This window comes from Methylocystis sp. WRRC1 (assembly GCF_020733155.1).
Lineage (GTDB): Bacteria > Pseudomonadota > Alphaproteobacteria > Rhizobiales > Beijerinckiaceae > Methylocystis.
This window is the reverse complement of the sequence record NZ_JAJFZJ010000001.1, coordinates 1837650-1853054: the sequence shown is the minus strand read 5'-3', so window position 1 is coordinate 1853054 and position 15405 is coordinate 1837650. Positions and strand designations below refer to the sequence as shown.

General features: G+C 59.3%; 16 protein-coding genes and 1 pseudogene. 14 read left to right on the top strand and 3 right to left on the bottom strand.

What is annotated here, in order from left to right; translation table 11 throughout:
• Nucleotides 1-202 precede the first annotated feature (202 nt).
• Nucleotides 203-331, bottom strand: a complete 129-nt coding sequence (locus LG047_RS19560) for a hypothetical protein (RefSeq protein ID WP_255679552.1) — start codon at nucleotides 329-331, stop codon at nucleotides 203-205.
• Nucleotides 332-816: 485 nt separating this feature from the next.
• Between LG047_RS19560 and LG047_RS08950 the strand changes: the two genes are divergently transcribed.
• The 14 genes from LG047_RS08950 to LG047_RS08885 all read left to right on the top strand — a co-directional run bounded on the left by LG047_RS08950 (nucleotide 817) and on the right by LG047_RS08885 (nucleotide 12871).
• Nucleotides 817-2016, top strand: a complete 1200-nt coding sequence (locus LG047_RS08950) for a site-specific integrase (RefSeq protein ID WP_227966365.1) — start codon at nucleotides 817-819, stop codon at nucleotides 2014-2016.
• A 98-nt stretch (nucleotides 2017-2114) separates the two neighbouring features.
• Nucleotides 2115-2618, top strand: coding sequence for a hypothetical protein (locus tag LG047_RS08945; RefSeq protein WP_227966364.1), 504 nt, complete (start codon nucleotides 2115-2117; stop codon nucleotides 2616-2618).
• Nucleotides 2619-2801: 183 nt separating this feature from the next.
• Nucleotides 2802-3086: an AlpA family phage regulatory protein gene (locus LG047_RS08940; protein WP_227966363.1), complete on the top strand. Its 285-nt coding sequence runs from the start codon at nucleotides 2802-2804 to the stop codon at nucleotides 3084-3086.
• A gap of 57 nt (nucleotides 3087-3143) precedes the next feature.
• A complete protein-coding gene (locus tag LG047_RS08935; protein ID WP_227966362.1) occupies nucleotides 3144-5885 on the top strand; it encodes a phage/plasmid primase, P4 family in 2742 nt (913 codons plus the stop codon).
• Nucleotides 5886-6388: 503 nt separating this feature from the next.
• Nucleotides 6389-6877 carry a hypothetical protein gene (locus LG047_RS08930; protein WP_227966361.1) on the top strand — a complete coding sequence of 163 codons (489 nt, stop codon included), beginning with the start codon at nucleotides 6389-6391 and terminating at the stop codon, nucleotides 6875-6877.
• A gap of 150 nt (nucleotides 6878-7027) precedes the next feature.
• Complete coding sequence (locus LG047_RS08925) at nucleotides 7028-8491, top strand: hypothetical protein (RefSeq protein ID WP_227966360.1); 1464 nt, start codon at nucleotides 7028-7030, stop codon at nucleotides 8489-8491.
• A gap of 43 nt (nucleotides 8492-8534) precedes the next feature.
• Entirely contained in the window at nucleotides 8535-9113 is a 579-nt protein-coding gene (locus tag LG047_RS08920; protein WP_227966359.1) for a hypothetical protein, read from the top strand.
• Nucleotides 9110-9796: a hypothetical protein gene (locus LG047_RS08915; protein ID WP_227966358.1), complete on the top strand. Its 687-nt coding sequence runs from the start codon at nucleotides 9110-9112 to the stop codon at nucleotides 9794-9796. Before LG047_RS08920 ends, LG047_RS08915 begins: the two co-directional genes overlap by 4 nt.
• 139 nt (nucleotides 9797-9935) lie before the next feature.
• A complete protein-coding gene (locus LG047_RS08910; RefSeq protein WP_227966357.1) occupies nucleotides 9936-10151 on the top strand; it encodes a hypothetical protein in 216 nt (71 codons plus the stop codon).
• Nucleotides 10152-10455: 304 nt separating this feature from the next.
• The gene (locus LG047_RS08905) at nucleotides 10456-11004 is read left to right on the top strand and encodes a hypothetical protein (RefSeq protein WP_227966356.1); all 549 of its coding nucleotides are present in this window, start codon (nucleotides 10456-10458) and stop codon (nucleotides 11002-11004) included.
• 99 nt (nucleotides 11005-11103) lie between these two features.
• Nucleotides 11104-11544, top strand: a complete 441-nt coding sequence (locus LG047_RS08900; RefSeq protein ID WP_227966355.1) for a hypothetical protein — start codon at nucleotides 11104-11106, stop codon at nucleotides 11542-11544.
• Nucleotides 11541-12002: a GIY-YIG nuclease family protein gene (locus LG047_RS08895; protein ID WP_227966354.1), complete on the top strand. Its 462-nt coding sequence runs from the start codon at nucleotides 11541-11543 to the stop codon at nucleotides 12000-12002. The genes LG047_RS08900 and LG047_RS08895 overlap by 4 nt, the downstream gene beginning before the upstream one ends.
• Nucleotides 11999-12535 (top strand): hypothetical protein, encoded by a 537-nt coding sequence (locus tag LG047_RS08890; protein ID WP_227966353.1) that lies wholly within the window; start codon nucleotides 11999-12001, stop codon nucleotides 12533-12535. Before LG047_RS08895 ends, LG047_RS08890 begins: the two co-directional genes overlap by 4 nt.
• 144 nt (nucleotides 12536-12679) lie before the next feature.
• The gene (locus tag LG047_RS08885) at nucleotides 12680-12871 is read left to right on the top strand and encodes a hypothetical protein (protein WP_227966352.1); all 192 of its coding nucleotides are present in this window, start codon (nucleotides 12680-12682) and stop codon (nucleotides 12869-12871) included.
• Between the two features lie 331 nt (nucleotides 12872-13202).
• Here LG047_RS08885 and LG047_RS08880 read toward each other — a convergent pair whose 3' ends face one another.
• Both LG047_RS08880 and LG047_RS08875 read right to left on the bottom strand, forming a co-directional pair.
• Nucleotides 13203-13856, bottom strand: coding sequence for a hypothetical protein (locus LG047_RS08880; RefSeq protein ID WP_227966351.1), 654 nt, complete (start codon nucleotides 13854-13856; stop codon nucleotides 13203-13205).
• A gap of 233 nt (nucleotides 13857-14089) precedes the next feature.
• Nucleotides 14090-15035: pseudogene (locus LG047_RS08875) on the bottom strand (IS1595 family transposase).
• Nucleotides 15036-15405 lie beyond the last annotated feature (370 nt).

Below are 15405 nucleotides of genomic sequence, written 5' to 3'. Positions count from 1 at the left end.
CCGCAAGATTAGCGAGCGCGGGCATTCCGCCTCGAAGAAAGACGGGGCCGCTTTCCAGGATTGTTGCCCAGCCCTATTCATCCCTAAAACAGAAATCTATTATATTACAATTATATACCGACTTCTACTTGGGCGTGAGTAGCTTGCGGTTCATCAGCTCCAGATCGGACTGACGGGCGGCCAGTGCAGCTATAGAACGGCTTCAACGCGAGGCGAATGACGTCGGGATAGAGATGCCGGCAATCCCGCGCAACTGGTGGTAATTCGGCACGTGATCGTCGAGACAGAAATCGCAGAACACCCGGGCGACCGCTGCCTGAGTCCCCATCATCTCTGCATCCCCTGCAAATCAATGGGGAAAAGTGAATCACGAGCCTCGGCGCCCGACAACAGACGAGTTTTTCAACACAATCCCACGATTTTCGGACACTTTTTTGGGCGATGATGGCGTCGACGCTAGAGGCGACTCACTGAACCAGTTCGACGAAATGAAATCCAGAGCCATTCGGGAGACATGCTCGCGCCGAGAAATTCAGGACGCTCGACGGGGGCAAGCGTTGCCCGATTGTAATGCCGAACCTAAAATAAAATAAAAAACCAAATAATTTCATATGATTGTTGAAGCCTCATGGCGGAGGGGGCGGCCGCCTGCAATGGTCCCGTTGCACCACGGCTAAACACGCCTAACCCATTATTATCACACTAGCTCTCAGCCTCCGCCCCTTTTCTTTTCCCCGTTTCAACCCGATATTAGTCGCTAAATAGCGGCAGTTGATCCGGGGGTCAGGACGGGTGTCGCGAGACATGGGTGCCAAAATGAAATTAACAGCCAAGCGCGTTGAGCAGCTGAAAAAGACGCCGGGGCGTTACGGCGACGGCCAAGGTCTGTACCTGCAAGTGGTCAACGCCAACAATCAGTCGTGGCTGCTACGCTATGAGCGCGGCGGGCGCGAGCGCTGGCTCGGCCTCGGGCCGCTGCACACCTTTTCGTTGCAGGAAGCGCGGGAGCGCGCGCGAGCGGCGCGGCAAAAACTTTTCGATGGCATTGATCCGCTGGAGGCCAAGCGCGCCGCCCATGCAGAGCGGGCAGCGCAAGCTGCCAGGGCCATGACGTTCGAGCAGGCGGCGCAAGGCTACTTCGACAGCCATGAGGCGCGGTGGCGCAACGCCAAGCACCGCGCGCAGTTTCTCTCGACCCTCACGACATACGCCTACCCGACGCTAGGGAAGCTCTCCGTGGCCGAGATCGACACGGGGTTGGTGCTACGCGTCATAGAACCGATCTGGCGCGTGAAGCCGGAAACCGCCAGCCGCGTGCGGGGCCGCATCGAGAGCGTACTGGATTGGGCGACGGTGCGCGGCTGCCGAACCGGCGACAATCCGGCGCGCTGGAAGGGGCACCTCGCCGAGGTGTTGCCAGCCCGCGCTGCTGTGCGGAAGGTGAAGCATCACGCCGCGCTGCCCTATGCAGAAGTTCCAGCATTCATGGCGGCGCTGCGGGCGCGAGAGGGCGTCGCCGCGCGCGCGCTGGAATTCACAATTTTGACCGCCGCCCGCACCGGCGAGGCGTTGGGGGCGCGCTGGGAGGAAATTGACCTCATTGGGCAGGTCTGGACTGTGCCGGCGGCACGCATGAAGGCGAGCAAGGAACATCGCGTTCCGCTCGGCGCACGCGCCATCGAGGTGTTGCGGGGGCTTTATCGGGAGGACGGCAACCCTTACCTGTTCATAGGTGGCACGCGCGGCGCGGCGCTCTCCAATATGGCAATGACCTCTGTGCTGCGGCGGATGGAACGCGGCGACATCACTGTGCATGGGTTCCGCAGCTGCTTCCGCGATTGGGCTGCTGAGCGCACAAGTTTCCCGAACCATGTTGTCGAAATGGCGCTGGCGCACTCCATCGCCTCCGGAGTTGAACGGGCTTACCGACGTGGCGACTTGTTCGCCAAGCGCGGCGAGTTGATGGGGGCGTGGAGCCACTATTGCTGCGAGCCAACCGCGCAGGAATTATTGTGATGAAATCGTGCCAGAGGCCTGCTGCGCCAGCCCAACCCAAACAGCCGTCCCGATTGCAGTCACGCCGCCGCCGAGCGCCGCAACTCGCGGCTGACGAGTTGAGCGCCGGCCCCACCGGTCTTGAGAACGTCACTATTGCCGACCGCGCCTTCTGGCTCGACGAGATAGACGATCCGCAAGTCCGTGAATGGATCGTAGCTTGCGAGGCCATTGATCAACGCGGTGAGACAGCGCCACTACTGATGGCGTTGCGCCAATGCATTCCGGCGGCGGCATTTCGGCATGTCGCGGATTTGTTCGACCGCTATGAGCTCAAGAAGCGGCGAGGCAGGCCGCGCTGTCCTAGTTATGATTTGTCGGCGCAAGAGGCGCGGCTGGCTTGCGCCATCGCAGAGGTGGAAGATGCGTTGGCGCCGCGTAAAAGGCTACGAGCGCAGTTCAAACGCGACAAATGGCAAGTTCCGCTCAACAAGGATGAGGTGATCGAGCGCGTCGCGCGCGCGCATGCAATACCAGTGGAAGTGTTGATTTCCGCTTGCGCTGGCAAACGTGGCGCGACGCGCCGCATGAAACAGCGCCGCACAAAAATTGAAAGCGACTAAACAACTAGTAGAAAAATATTTCGCGCGCCGACACATGCGCCGAGCCACATTAAATCCCTTATTTTCAATGTATTACAAAATTGCCGCCCTAAATTGCCGGGATTATCGGGCGGTTTCGCCAAAATTGGAAAAGAGCTTTCTTCGCTCCACAGCGGCGCTCGCCGCATCAGTGGAGCGGAAAAAATGCAGCCGAAGTTTCATAGAATTCTGCGCATGGCCGAAGTGCTTGCGATCTCCGGTTTCAAGCCGACACAGCTCGGCGTTCATATCGAGCGCGGCGATTTCCCGGCCCCTGTGAAGTTGACCGAGACTGGCCGAGCTATCGGCTGGTTGGAGGAGGAAATTGACGCTTGGCGCGCAGCGCGTATTGCCGCGCGCGACGCTGAAACGCCACAGCAACGCGCCGAGCGGTTGCGGCAGGATGCCGACATGCGCAAGGCGAAGGTGGGCCGGGGGCGGGGGCGTTGACGCAGCGTCAATAACGCTTCTGGCACCGGAGACGACCGATGATTAGGGATGGCAGAAATGACCATGACGAACCCAAACAAGAGCCGTCAGCGCGGGCACGCTGACGGCCAAGAAACCAATGATCAGCACGATGGCAGGAACTATCGCTCGGAACGTAGCGAAAGAAAAGCGGGAAACGCAAATGGCGCAGCAGAAACGCTCGCCATATTGGAAGCCCTTCAAGGGCAGGGACTGGAGTTCGCGAAGGCGGAGAACGTCAAGCAATTCACAGATAGCGAAGTGAACGCAATCCGCGAAGCCCTCATCTCGCATTGCGAGGATGTCGTCATCCACTTGCGCGACGAAGCCCCGTCCAGCCGTAGCGGCCGCGATCTGCGCTGGGGCTCACGCGGGTCATTTGCCCTGAATGTGACGACTGGCAAATGGTTCGACCACGAGGCCGATGAAGGCGGCGATATGGTTGCGCTGATCCAGCGCGAAATGAATTGCAGCTTCATTGACGCGCTGCACTGGGCACGCGGTTACCTGCAATGGGACGACGCCGCGAACGCCTTCGACGAAGCTCAGCAATGTAACGCGGCGGAAATGCGGCTGAAGTCAGAGCGTGAGGATGTCGCCAGATCAGCGATGCAAACGGCACGAGCCCGCCGACTGTTCGACGCTTCAATGCCGGTGATCAATACGCTTGGTGAGCGTTACTTGCGCGCCACGCGCGCCATCGACGCTGAAAGCTGGCCGGCTTGCCTATGTTGGAATGCACAGCATCAAGCCCTCGTCTTCGCCGTCACAAATGATAGCGGCGAAGTGGTTGCGGTGCAGATGATCGCGGTAAGCGAAGACGCTTGCAAGAATGACGGGCATTGGGGCCACGCTGGGGTAAAACACTCAATTGGCCACATCAAGGAAGGCTTTGTCCGCTTCTTGGGCGCAGCGGAAGGCCCGCTGCTGCTCGCGGAAGGTCCAGAGACAGGCTTGACGGTCTGGGCTGCAACGGGGTTTTCAACGCTCGTCGCGCTCGGTTCTGTGACACGCGCGCAGCCGCCGGGCGACCGCCGCATGATCGTATGCATGGACGATGACCCAAATGATGCAGTGGCCACCAAAAAGCGCGCTGAGGCTATTGAGGCTTGGCGCTCAGAAGGCTGCGACATCGCGGAAGCCCATCCCTTCGAAGTGCGGCGGGGCAACAAAAGCGACTTCAACGACCTGGCACAAGAATGCGGGCTCCTAGCGGTGAGGGAGCGGATAATGATTGCGGCGAACAGATCCTGCCCGGTGATGGATGTGTTCGCCTTTGTGCAGTCCGACGCATGTGTCGCGCTCTTTGATGAGTGGCTGCGTGAAAACGCCATTGGCGCTTCAGAAGCGCCGAGTGTGGAATATGGCGCGGATGAAAATGCGCCTTATGGCTTGGACCGCCCGCAACCGAAGGCTGGTCGGGCTGCCGCAGAGGCTGGCCATACGCCACGGCGTTATCCTCTCAGTGACCTCGGAAATGCAAAGCGCTTCGTCGACCGTCATGGCGCAAATGTGCGTTATGTTTACGCTCTCAAGACGTGGTTCACATGGACCGGCCAATATTGGAAACGCGATGAGGACGGTGAGATTGAGCGGCTGGCGCAAGAGACAGTGGAGGCGATGCATCTGGACGCGGCGAAACTAACCACTGACGACGACAGGACCGCGCTGCGCAAATGGGCGTTAAAGTCGCAAAGTCGGGCTTCCTTGAGCGCGATGGTCGCTGTCGCTCAGCCTCTCGTCGCTCTGTCGCCGGACGCGCTGGATGCGAACACCATGCTGCTCGGCGTAATGAACGGAACCATTGACCTTGAAACTGGCGAATTTCGCACAGGACGACGCGAGGATTACATCACGAAGCGGTGTAATGTTGCTTACGATCCTGCGGCGCAATGCCCGGAATGGATCAGGTTTCAAGCCAAGATCGCGTGCGGAGACGAGAATATCGTAGCCTACAAGCGACGGTTCTTCGGTGTATGCCTGACGGGCCGTGTGACGGAAACATTGTTTCTCGCGCATGGCGACGGTGCAAATGGGAAGACTGTCGAAGGCGAGACGATTGGCGCTGTGCTCGGGGATTATGCGGGCGCGGCGGCGGCGGATTTGCTCATGGCTCCGCACAATTCTGGCGGAGCCACGCCGCAGATAGTTGCGCTGAAAGGCAAGCGTCTAATTTCCGTCAATGAGACGAACGACGGCGACCATCTGAACGAAGGCCGGGTGAAATATATCTTGTCGAACGACACAATCACCGCGCGCGGGCTTTATGAAAAGCCCATCGAATTCAAGCCAACTCACAAGGTTCTTCTGCGGACCAACCATAAGCCGAAGATACGCGGGACTGATCACGCCATGTGGCGTCGCATCCACTATGTGCCTTATCGCTATTCCGTTGCACTGGAAGAGAAGCGCGAGGATTTTCGTGAATGTGTTTTGCAGCCTGAAGCTGCTGGCATTCTCAATTGGATGCTTGCGGGTCTCAAAGAATTTCTGAAAGGCGGGTTGCGGCCCCCGCCGGTGGTTCTTGCTGCAACGAAAGCTTATCAAGACGAGATGGATGTTATTGGGCAATGGGTGGATGCGAACTGGGCTGCTGCTCCAGAAAGTAAAAAGGAGAAGTTGTCCATGCTCCGTAAAAGCCTGTGCGATTGGCTGCGTGATGAGCAAGGCTGGGTGCACCAGCCTTCTAGCCAGAAGCTCGCGGAAGTCTTCCGGCGGAAGGGGTTCACTATCAAGCAGCTTGACGGTTCCGCCTATGTCGTGGGGCAACGCACCATATGATCAGACAGGAAGCTGAACCATTGCCTGTGGGGAGAGGGGGAAGTGGGAAGTGGGATGAAGACACGATTTTCCCCTAACTTCCCCCTAGAGATGTGCTACGCGAGGATTTAGGGGAAATTCGCCCATTTCTCCCACTTCCCACTTCCGTCGCCTTAGCCGTTGCAGTTAGCGCAACTTTGGCAAGGCCGAGACGCCTCGCCGCGAACTTGAACCGAAAGCTTGAACATATGCGAAAGCGGCCAAATTTTTCCTCGGTCAGCCGCGCCGCGTGAGCATCCTCCGTGGCGCAGCGCGCAAATTCGCCGCCGCATGATGTGATGACGCCCAATTTTTTAAAACGCAAGGCGGCCCTGTTGACCGCCAAACTATGCCAATAATCTCATAGTTTCTATGCGTTTCTGCCAACCTTAGCGTTGCAGCCCCCGGATCGGCCGCCGGATTTCCCTTTCCAAAAATGTGAAATGGAGCGAAGCTTAAGTGCGTCGCAACATGCGAGAAAAATCATGGACGTGATCCCGGTCGCCTCAGACATGCCTCGCAACCTCCGGTCGCGCGTTTCGAATGGTCGGCGGGTCTTCATTCAAGGCGACGGAAGCAGCGCGTGGGCGCGCCGCTGGAAGGACCTCATCGCGCTGCACGCGGAAGACCTCGGCGGCATCGCTTGTCTGTCGGAGGCGCAGATGTCGCTCATCCGCCGGGCCGCGACCCTTGAGATCGAACTTGAGCGCGTTGAGGGCTTGCTGTCGCAGGGGAACTCAGTCGATCTCGACGCCTTTGCGCGTGTCGCCGGCCATCTGCGGCGCATTATCGAGACGCTTGGAGTTCGGCGCGAAAAGCGCGACGTGACGCCCACCCTCGACATTCTCGTCAAAAAGCACCACGCCGCGCGCGCCGAAAATCACGAAACCGCCAAGGAGCGCGCCGCGCGCCGCGATGAGCCTCCCCGCCGTGGCCGCCCGCCAAATACGCTATCATCCGCGGGTGAGGAATGAGACACGACCTCCAACGCGACGGCCATAAGAGCGCCAGCATGTGCGCGGAGGCCTCGCCGGCTGGCGTTTCGCAGCAGGAAGGTGCGACCCTACAGCACCAAGCCAAAAACCAACCGGCGACCATGCCCGGCCAGATTGCGACGGCATGACATGCGGCCGCTCATCGGCATACGCGCTGCGCTGGAGGACCCTGACATATTCGGTGAAGTTTTGCCCGGCGACAGTTGGGCGGCGTGGCGCACGCTTTTGATTGCCGCCATGGGCGAGCCGCTGACCGACGCTGAGCGGATCGTCTTCGCGCAACTCACAGGCCGCGAACACGAGCCACGTGAGCGCGTCGATGAGCTTTGGGCAATCATCGGCCGGCGCGGCGGCAAAACGCGCGCCGTCGCAGTGCTCGGCGCATACCTCGCGAGCCTAGTTGACTACAAACCCATTCTGGCTCCCGGCGAACGCGCATCGCTGCTGATCATCTCCGCATCCTTATGGCAGGCCCAAAAGTGTCATCAATATCTCGCAGGAATTTTCTCCGCCGTCCCAGCGCTGCGCAAGTTGGTCGCAAATGAAACCGCCGACACAATTTCTCTGAAAAATCGCATCGACATCGAAACACGTCCTGCGAGCTTCAGAACGATCCGAGGTGGCACCGCTGTCGCGATCATCGCCGACGAAGTGGCGTTCTGGCGTAACGAAAACACCGCAAATCCTGACGCCGAGATTTTGAGCGGTGCGCGCCCATCACTTGCGACAACTAATGGACCATTGATCTGCATCTCGTCGCCATATGCGCGGCGCGGCGAATTGTGGTCGGCTTACAAACGCGATTATGGCCCAGAAGGCGATCCGTCTGTGCTCGTGGCTCAAGCGCCCAGCCGAGTGATGAACCCGCTGCTCAGCGCAGAGCTTGTTGACCGCGCCTATGCGCGTGACGCTCCCGCCGCTGCGGCCGAATACGGTGCTGAATTCCGCGCCGATATCGAAGCATTCATCAACCGTGAGGCTGTCGAAGCCTGCGTTCAATTTGGCGTTTTTGAGCGCGCGCCATTACACAGTTCGCGATATCAGGCTTTCGTTGATCCCGCTGGCGGCTCAGGGAAGGATAGTTTTACGCTAGCGATCTCGCATCGCGAGGACGAGCGCTGCATCCTCGACGCAGTGCGCGAGCAACACCCGCCCTTCTCACCCGACAATACTGTCGCGGAGTTCGCCGCGCTGTTGAAGGCTTATGGCGTGCATCGCGTCACAGGCGACCGCTACGCTGGCGAATGGCCACGTGAGGCGTTCCGCAAGCAAGGCATCACTTATTTGCCGTCTGAGAAGACACGCAGCGAGCTTTATATCGAGCTCCTGCCGCTGATCAACGCGGGGCGCGTTGAGCTGCTTGATCACGCAAAATTGGTCTCACAACTCACCGCGCTTGAACGCCGCACATCGCGCGTCGGCAAGGACAGCATTGATCATCCGCCGGGGCAGCATGACGACGTCGCCAATGCTTGCGCCGGCGCGCTGGTCAACGCTACGAGCCACAAACGCGGCTTGGTCATCACACCGGAGTTGTTGGCGCGCGCCGCCGAACAAACACGATACTCCATGAGACGCCGAATTGGGCTTTAGATGAAGGACAACGACAATGGCCATGTCCCCCATAGCAGCGAGGATGCATGACGCTGCCCTTGAATACGTCGCCCCAAAAATGTCGGGGGCGGCGCGGATCAACTTCGCCCCTGCCTTCGACGGTGTGGACGCCGCCAATTTCCGCGAGCGGTTGCCGCAGATTGTCGGCGAGATTGTCGGGCGAACGGCTGACGCCCTCGCGTGCGACGCTTCCATTCCAGAACTGACGGAACGCATGCAGCAAGCTGCCCTTGGCCCGAGCGCCGCTGCGCCGGGGGCCGGGGCGCATCCGGGCAATCCGGCGGTGAATGGCGGGCTGACGGCGGCGCAGATCGAGCAAATCCTTCGAGTGCTCGCTCCGCATCTTCGGCCCGACGAACTCGAAGCCGTTCGAGAGCTTCTCGGCCACGAGGACGCCATTGATTTTGCGAACGCGACAACGATGGGCGAGGACGCCCGACGCGCGGGCGTCAACGGCATTCTGGCGCGCCAGCGCATTGAGCGCCGCTTGGGCATCACGTTGCCGAAGATCGAGCCTAGCAATGCGCCACCCCCGCAGCGCGGGCGCGCCAAAAGCGACCCAGCCGCGTTCTACGCGCGCTACCCCGAGTTGAGAAAGTGACCGTGATGGCAAGCAAACCCAAAACTGTTGCCGTCGCCCCGCGCAACGACAGCCGCGAGCAACTGGCGCAAGCCATCACCGCCCATAGGCAGGCCGAGGCTGACTTGGACGCCGCGAGCCGCGCCGAGCAACGGGCGCAGGAAGGCTTGTTCGAGGCCCGTGACCGCCTCGCCGCGATCCGAGCGCAACTCGCCGCGCCGCTCGACGCCGCTGCGTGCGTTGCCGCGTTTGCTGATGGTGGCGACGTAGCCGCGCTCGTGCGCCCGGCGGAAGATTTGCGCGCCCGCGCCGATAGTGTCGAGCGTGAAATCGAAGCGTTGAAGGCCGCGCGCGAACGCCTCGAATTTGCGCAGTCCGAACGCCGCGCCGCCGTCAGCAGCACGCGCAGCAGTATTGCTGTCGCCGCTCGCGCCGTTGTGATGAGCGAGACGCCGGTTGCCGCGATGCTGCATCAACTGGAGGAGGCGCAGCGCGCGGTTGCCGAACGGCGCATTGCGCTCTGGAGCCTTCATAGCCTGCTACCGACCGATAGCGCCGAGCGCGCGGCAATTGAGAAGTTGCTCGCGGCCCCTTGGCTGTCGGACGAACCAAACTGGAATGGTCACTCAGCTGGCGCAGCGTATCGCGCGGCGTTCGAGCGGCTGACGCATGACGCTGACGCGGCATGGCCGACGCCGGTGTGACACGTTTGCGCGCGCCGCTTCTCCTGCCGTCGCGCGCACCGTGCGGCCATCGGTGCTGGCTTTACCGTTGGTCGCGCAACGGCCCGCCCCTGCGTCTCCTTCTGCGCGGGGCGGGTCGCCTTTTATTCGAGGTGCGTTCATGGCTGACGAGGCGCAAATCGTGATCCCGGCGGCGGGTCATCATCCGCCAATGTGGGGACGGTTCGCGCGCGGCGAACTCGTCTACGCACTCGCAGTTGGCGGACGCACATGGCAGCGCGAGCCGCGCGAGGACGCCGCAACTTTTGAGCAGCGGATAGTACGTGACCTGTTTGAGCGCGCCAATACCGGCAGCCATGCTTTTGCGAGCTACTGACGCCATGATCTCGCCCCGCCCATCACCAATCATCGCCCCCGGCGCTGGCGCTGAATTGGCTGACATTTGGGTAGAAAAACTCATCTCGCAATGGCTTGAGGCGCTCGACATAGAGGCACGCGCCGCCGCCGCAAGATTTCTCAAATTCTCGCGTTCCTCGCACGCCGCCATTGGCGGCAATCCAAAGTCACAACTGCGCTGGGCTGAGCGCGCCGCGCAAGCTTTCGGCGAGGGGCTGCTCACCATTTTCATCTCGCCCGGCAAGCGCGCACATTTCCGTTTGGCGGTGGATTGCTGGCGGCCGATGAGCGCGACGCTTTCCATCGCCGAAGAAGAGCGCCGCCGCGCCAATGGCACGCGTGGCCCGCTCTCATGGCTCTATGGCCTGCGCTTCACGCTGCAGAAGAACGGCCCGCGTGCGCCATTGCGCCAAGGCTTTTCGGTACCAGCCGCGCTCAGCAAACATGCGCTCATCCGCCTCGTGCAGCGCGCCAACATTCACACAGCGCGCGAGCTTTCGGAGACCTTGGCGGCGGCATGGCCCGACATTTCATTGGCGGAAATCATGACGCGCTCGGTGCGCTGTGCTTCGGCCGGTGACACATGGTTGCTGCCAGTGACGATCCCCACACAGCCGCAACCCATCGTGTTTGTGCTCGCCGGCCCAACAAGCGTTGATTACGAATTCTTGTTCTTCGCTAAATCAGTGCTGCGGTTCGACATGCTGTCGCCCGAGCAACAAGGCGCAGTCATCACGCTGCACGAGCTGCTCTCATGTCATTCGCCAGCCGAACTCAGCTCCGACATGCGCGCCGAGACGCTGGCGGCTTTCACGATGGTGCGCAATAGGTGAAGGCAGAGCTCAACGACTAGTTAGGCTGGACGCAACCGACAAAGGACCGTATATTTTTCAAAAGCCCCTCGGTTTCATTCAACATTGGGCGAATTGAGTATGGGCGACAGGCTCTACACCTCGAAACAAATGGGCGATGCCGCGGAAATGCTCATAGCCGCTGAGTTGACCTTGGCCGGCATCCCAGCGCTAAAAGTCCCCGACAATTGGCCGGGTTATGATGTTATCGCCCAACCGCCGCGCTGTGGACCAGTACGCATTTCGGTGAAGTCGCGAACATTCAAGCGTGGCGCCGACTTCGTAGTATATCTCGAAAGCGACATATTTGATTGGCTTGCTGTCGTGCTGTTGCATTGCGAGGGTGAACGGCAGCGACGCTTTTTTCTGATCCCCCGCGCAGTTGCCGACGCTCAGGCCCGGCGGAACAAGCCAACAGCAAAAACCGCCCTTGAACGCTATTGGCGCATTGATGAGTTTGCAGAGTTGTTTGCGGCCTTTGAGGATAATTTTGAGCTTGCGCTGCATGAGCTGAGCGCGTGAAGCCACGCGACACGCCGCGCACCGGCGCTCAACACAACGGACAAGGGCTGAATGGCCGGGCATTGCTTCTCGCGGCGGGGTTCACTTGCCAGGGGGTGTGTCAGCAGGGCGCTTCAATTGATCGGATGCTGATCACAGGACAGTCCGAACGCAAGGCAGGGGTATATGCTTACGTCGTGGGGGACGAGGTTCGTTATGTGGGGGCTGCGCAACGCGGTCTGCATGCCCGGCTGAAGCATTATGAGAACACCCAGCGCCTCCGCACTGCTGCGCGCATCCGCGCGGAAGTCTTGAAGGAGATAGCGGCAGGTCAAATAGTCGAAGTGTTCACGCTTGTTCCGCCGGCCGAATTTCTCTGGCATGGATTGCCGGTTAATTTGGTGGCGGGGATTGAAGGGGGCTTGATACGCGCCTTGCGACCGCTTTGGAATGTTCGAGGGCTCGGAGGAGATATTTGACTAATGTAACCACATATCTCAGCATCAAATCGTTCGAAGATGCTGATTGCCTGATGGCGCGGCTGCGCGTGGCGGCGGAACGTGCGCAATATTGGCTTACCTCATCATCGGGCGATCCATTGGCGACGCTACGCGCGATCAAATTCCAAGCCGTTGGATTTCATCCGATCGACCACCACCGCATCAATCTGATCGAGCAGATCAATCAGACGTGGACTTTTGCGGTAGCGATTGCTGCAGCGCGCCAGCTCTTGGAACTTCACCCGGATGCAGGCGGCTTCCGTCTTGCTCCTGGCGCTCATGCCGCGTTGCCACTCGACATCATGAGTGAGCGAGAGGGGCTCGTGGGTGCGGAGACGTTCGCGGCCGTGTCCCCACGCAACAACAGCAAGCTGGAAAGTGACCTAGCGAAAATGAGCGCCCGCCCAGAAATGCACCGCTATGTCATTTTCCTGTCGCCACAGTTCCCCGGTAACAAACGCCGACCGGAATTTGAACGCGATGGGGTTCAGGTGTGGTCTGTTGATGTTTGATTGGTCGTCGGTGGTCGCGGCGTTCTTCGGCTGCCCCACAGACAATAGGCCGGTATGTAATTTCATCGCACTGACGGCCGCGCTTGCATATATTAAGTGCGAACCACATATCACTTCGACAATCTCAAACAGGAAAGACACACGATGAGCAATAAGACCAGCGATAAGCGCTTCAAGTATGGTTTCGGCGAGTTCAACTTGGGCGACGCGTGGCGCTATTACAATGTGCCGCTGGAGCGCATCCGCAGCGCCGCCCAAATGTTCGGTCAGCGTCACGGCATGAAGTTCCGCGTCCGGCAGAGCGCCAAAGCCGTGCTCGTGGAGCGGCTGGCGTAAGGACGCCTGAAGCAAGAGACCAGCAAAGGGCCCGGCCCGCGCGTCCGGGCTTTTTGTTGTTTGCGAGCGAATGCAGCGCGCTGCCTAATCCCTCGCCGCCAAAATCTCGTCCAGTTGCGCCTGCGGCCGGAGGAAAAAATCCCTAATTATCTTGTTAATGCCACAAGTCTAATATATAGTTCCTCCCGTGACATGCCGGCACTGTAGGTGCTGAGGCGAGCCATGTGCGAAAAAGACGATAGAACAATTGTCCGCACGAAGGGCGATGCCGCAGGCGATGACGAGATAATTCTCGTCACGCCGCGCGCGATTAAGGCAGACGCTAAAGCGCTCATTTGGACCGATATGCGATCTGACCCTTACGGGGTAGTAAGGGAGATTCTAGCGGCCATTGCGGAGGAGGCTTGTCTGGAAATTTTTCGCCTTCACAAAACAGGAACAGGCGTGGAGCGGGGTCAGCGTCCCCAAATTTTGGTTCCAACTCTCGAAGAACTTTTCCCAAATCGCTAGATAGTTTAGATGCTCTTTCTGACAGAGTTTTGAGTTTAGCGGCTGGTATTGGTGACCTGATACCTTTCTGGAACATGCTTGCTGCCTCAGCCGTATTTTGATTTATATCCCATTTCACAGCCCACAACCCGTGGATGATGTGGTTTCGATCCTCTAATAACCCACCGTTTTCCTTGCATAAGTCAATAACACGGGATTTCAGCTTTGATTTAGGCGGCTTTGACGCCGCTTTCTTTAAAAGATTTATCCTTGGACCTGTAGTTGAGCTTTCTAGGAACAATACGCAAGCGGAAAACGGAATTCCCATGAAGCGCGAAATAAGCTCTGCGGCTAGCCAGTCTATCTGAGTCCAGATGGCTGTGAATGCCCCAAGTTCTAATAATTCTTGGGTTGAAAGAGGGACGAAAAATTCTGGTGGGTTTTCGAACTTGCGAGGCAAAACTCTTTCAATGACTAAGTTTGTGTCGTCAGCCATCTTAGGGTGTCCAGTCTTGATACGACATGAGGCCGCAATGCAAAAAAAGATGAAGTTTATCCCGCAGATGAGGCCCGGCGTCGGTTTGAGGCGGCATTACGTGGAGCATTCAATGTGCCCGCCGCGCCGAAAAATGTGACTCAAAAAAAGGGAAAAGGGAAGCCCACTAAGGCTTCCCAATCTTCCGGCGCTTCGCGCGCCAGCGCAAAAATCGGGCGGCCTTAAAACGCCACTCAGGCGCCGTTAGGCTGTTGATAGGTGAGCCGCTTGCCATTCGCACCGCGGATCGCGGCGAACGTGCGCTCAATGTCGCCGAAGCCGAGTTTGGTGCGGTGGTTATAGCGGAAGTCAAATTCCGCGAGGTAGCGGTGAAGGTGCTTCTCAGAGCAATGCTGATAGACGCCCTTCATGCCGCTCTTGAATAGGCCGAAATAACCTTCCACGCTATTCGAATGCACGTCGCCGCGCACATACTCGCGGGCACTGTGCTTGGTCGTTCGTGGGCGGCAAACTCCTTGCCAACTTCCGAGTATAGGCGGCTTTCGTCCGTATGCAGACGGGACTGCTTTGCGACATTCTCACGAACGATCCTCGTCACGTTGTCCTTGGTGGCTACGCCAACATGGAAAGAGCGGACGCGGCCGCCGCGCTCGACAAGCGAGACGATCGGTCGGGCGGAGCCTTTGTTCTTCCAGCCGCCTTTGGTGTAGGGTGTGTAGCGTTTCTTGGTGAGCTTCTTTTCGGCCGCGCGGCCGTAATAGGTTTCGTCGGCTTCGACGATTGCGCCTTCCCCGCCCATGGGTGGGACTAAGCCGCCGACGCGCATGGCCTCGCGAATGCGATGCGCCATGAACCAAGCGGACTGATAGGAGCCGATGCCAAGAGAGCGGTAGAGCTGGTGCGCCGAAACGCTTTTTTTGAAGAGCACATCAGGTAGAAAGCCATCAGCCACTTGGTCAGCGGGATATGCGAGCGCTCCATCACCGTGCCGGTCGTGACGGAGTAGTCCTTCCGGCATTCAGGGTTGCCGCAACGGAAGCGGCCTTCGCGCTTTGTGGCGTAACGGCGCTGCTTCTCCCCGCAATGATGGCAAACTGGACCGTTCGGCCAGCGCAGGCGCTCAAGAAACGAGCGGGCTTCCGTCTCATCGTGGAAATGCGGGGCGGTGAAAGAGTTCACCGCTCAAGTCCTTTCTTGAGCTAGATACTACCACTGGCACTTGTGGCGTGAAGTGGATAATTAGGAAAAAATCCCCAAACGGCAGCCGCCCGATAAACTCCTCTGTGCGCTGCGGCTGCTGCCCCCACGCAATCAGGGCGGCCGCCAGCAGCAAGCCAACCATCGGAACGCGAGGCCGGCAATGACTGCTACGGCTCAGGCGATCCCCAGTTGGCGCGATTGCTCAAGTTCATGCTGCGCTCCGCGTCGACGACGGCGAAAAATAGCTTAGCCGTCGACATACCGGGCGGCGTCACAGCGCGCGGCGCAGTTGTCGTTCGCGTGGTTGCGCCGGAGCCCCGGCGTTTTCCGCCCATAACCGTGGTTTACC

Bases quoted from the DNA above. Each gene is read 5' to 3' on its own strand.
- LG047_RS08905 (WP_227966356.1), top strand. From the start codon at position 10,456: ATGAGCGCGACGCTTTCCATCGCCGAAGAAGAGCGCCGCCGCGCCAAT.
- LG047_RS19560 (WP_255679552.1), bottom strand. From the start codon at position 331: ATGATGGGGACTCAGGCAGCGGTCGCCCGGGTGTTCTGCGATTTCTGT.
- LG047_RS08930 (WP_227966361.1), top strand. From the start codon at position 6,389: ATGGACGTGATCCCGGTCGCCTCAGACATGCCTCGCAACCTCCGGTCG.
- LG047_RS08920 (WP_227966359.1), top strand. From the start codon at position 8,535: ATGCATGACGCTGCCCTTGAATACGTCGCCCCAAAAATGTCGGGGGCG.
- LG047_RS08935 (WP_227966362.1), top strand. From the start codon at position 3,144: ATGACCATGACGAACCCAAACAAGAGCCGTCAGCGCGGGCACGCTGAC.
- LG047_RS08885 (WP_227966352.1), top strand. From the start codon at position 12,680: ATGAGCAATAAGACCAGCGATAAGCGCTTCAAGTATGGTTTCGGCGAG.
- LG047_RS08910 (WP_227966357.1), top strand. From the start codon at position 9,936: ATGGCTGACGAGGCGCAAATCGTGATCCCGGCGGCGGGTCATCATCCG.
- LG047_RS08900 (WP_227966355.1), top strand. From the start codon at position 11,104: ATGGGCGACAGGCTCTACACCTCGAAACAAATGGGCGATGCCGCGGAA.
- LG047_RS08925 (WP_227966360.1), top strand. From the start codon at position 7,028: ATGCGGCCGCTCATCGGCATACGCGCTGCGCTGGAGGACCCTGACATA.
- LG047_RS08940 (WP_227966363.1), top strand. From the start codon at position 2,802: ATGCAGCCGAAGTTTCATAGAATTCTGCGCATGGCCGAAGTGCTTGCG.
- LG047_RS08950 (WP_227966365.1), top strand. From the start codon at position 817: ATGAAATTAACAGCCAAGCGCGTTGAGCAGCTGAAAAAGACGCCGGGG.
- LG047_RS08880 (WP_227966351.1), bottom strand. From the start codon at position 13,856: ATGGCTGACGACACAAACTTAGTCATTGAAAGAGTTTTGCCTCGCAAG.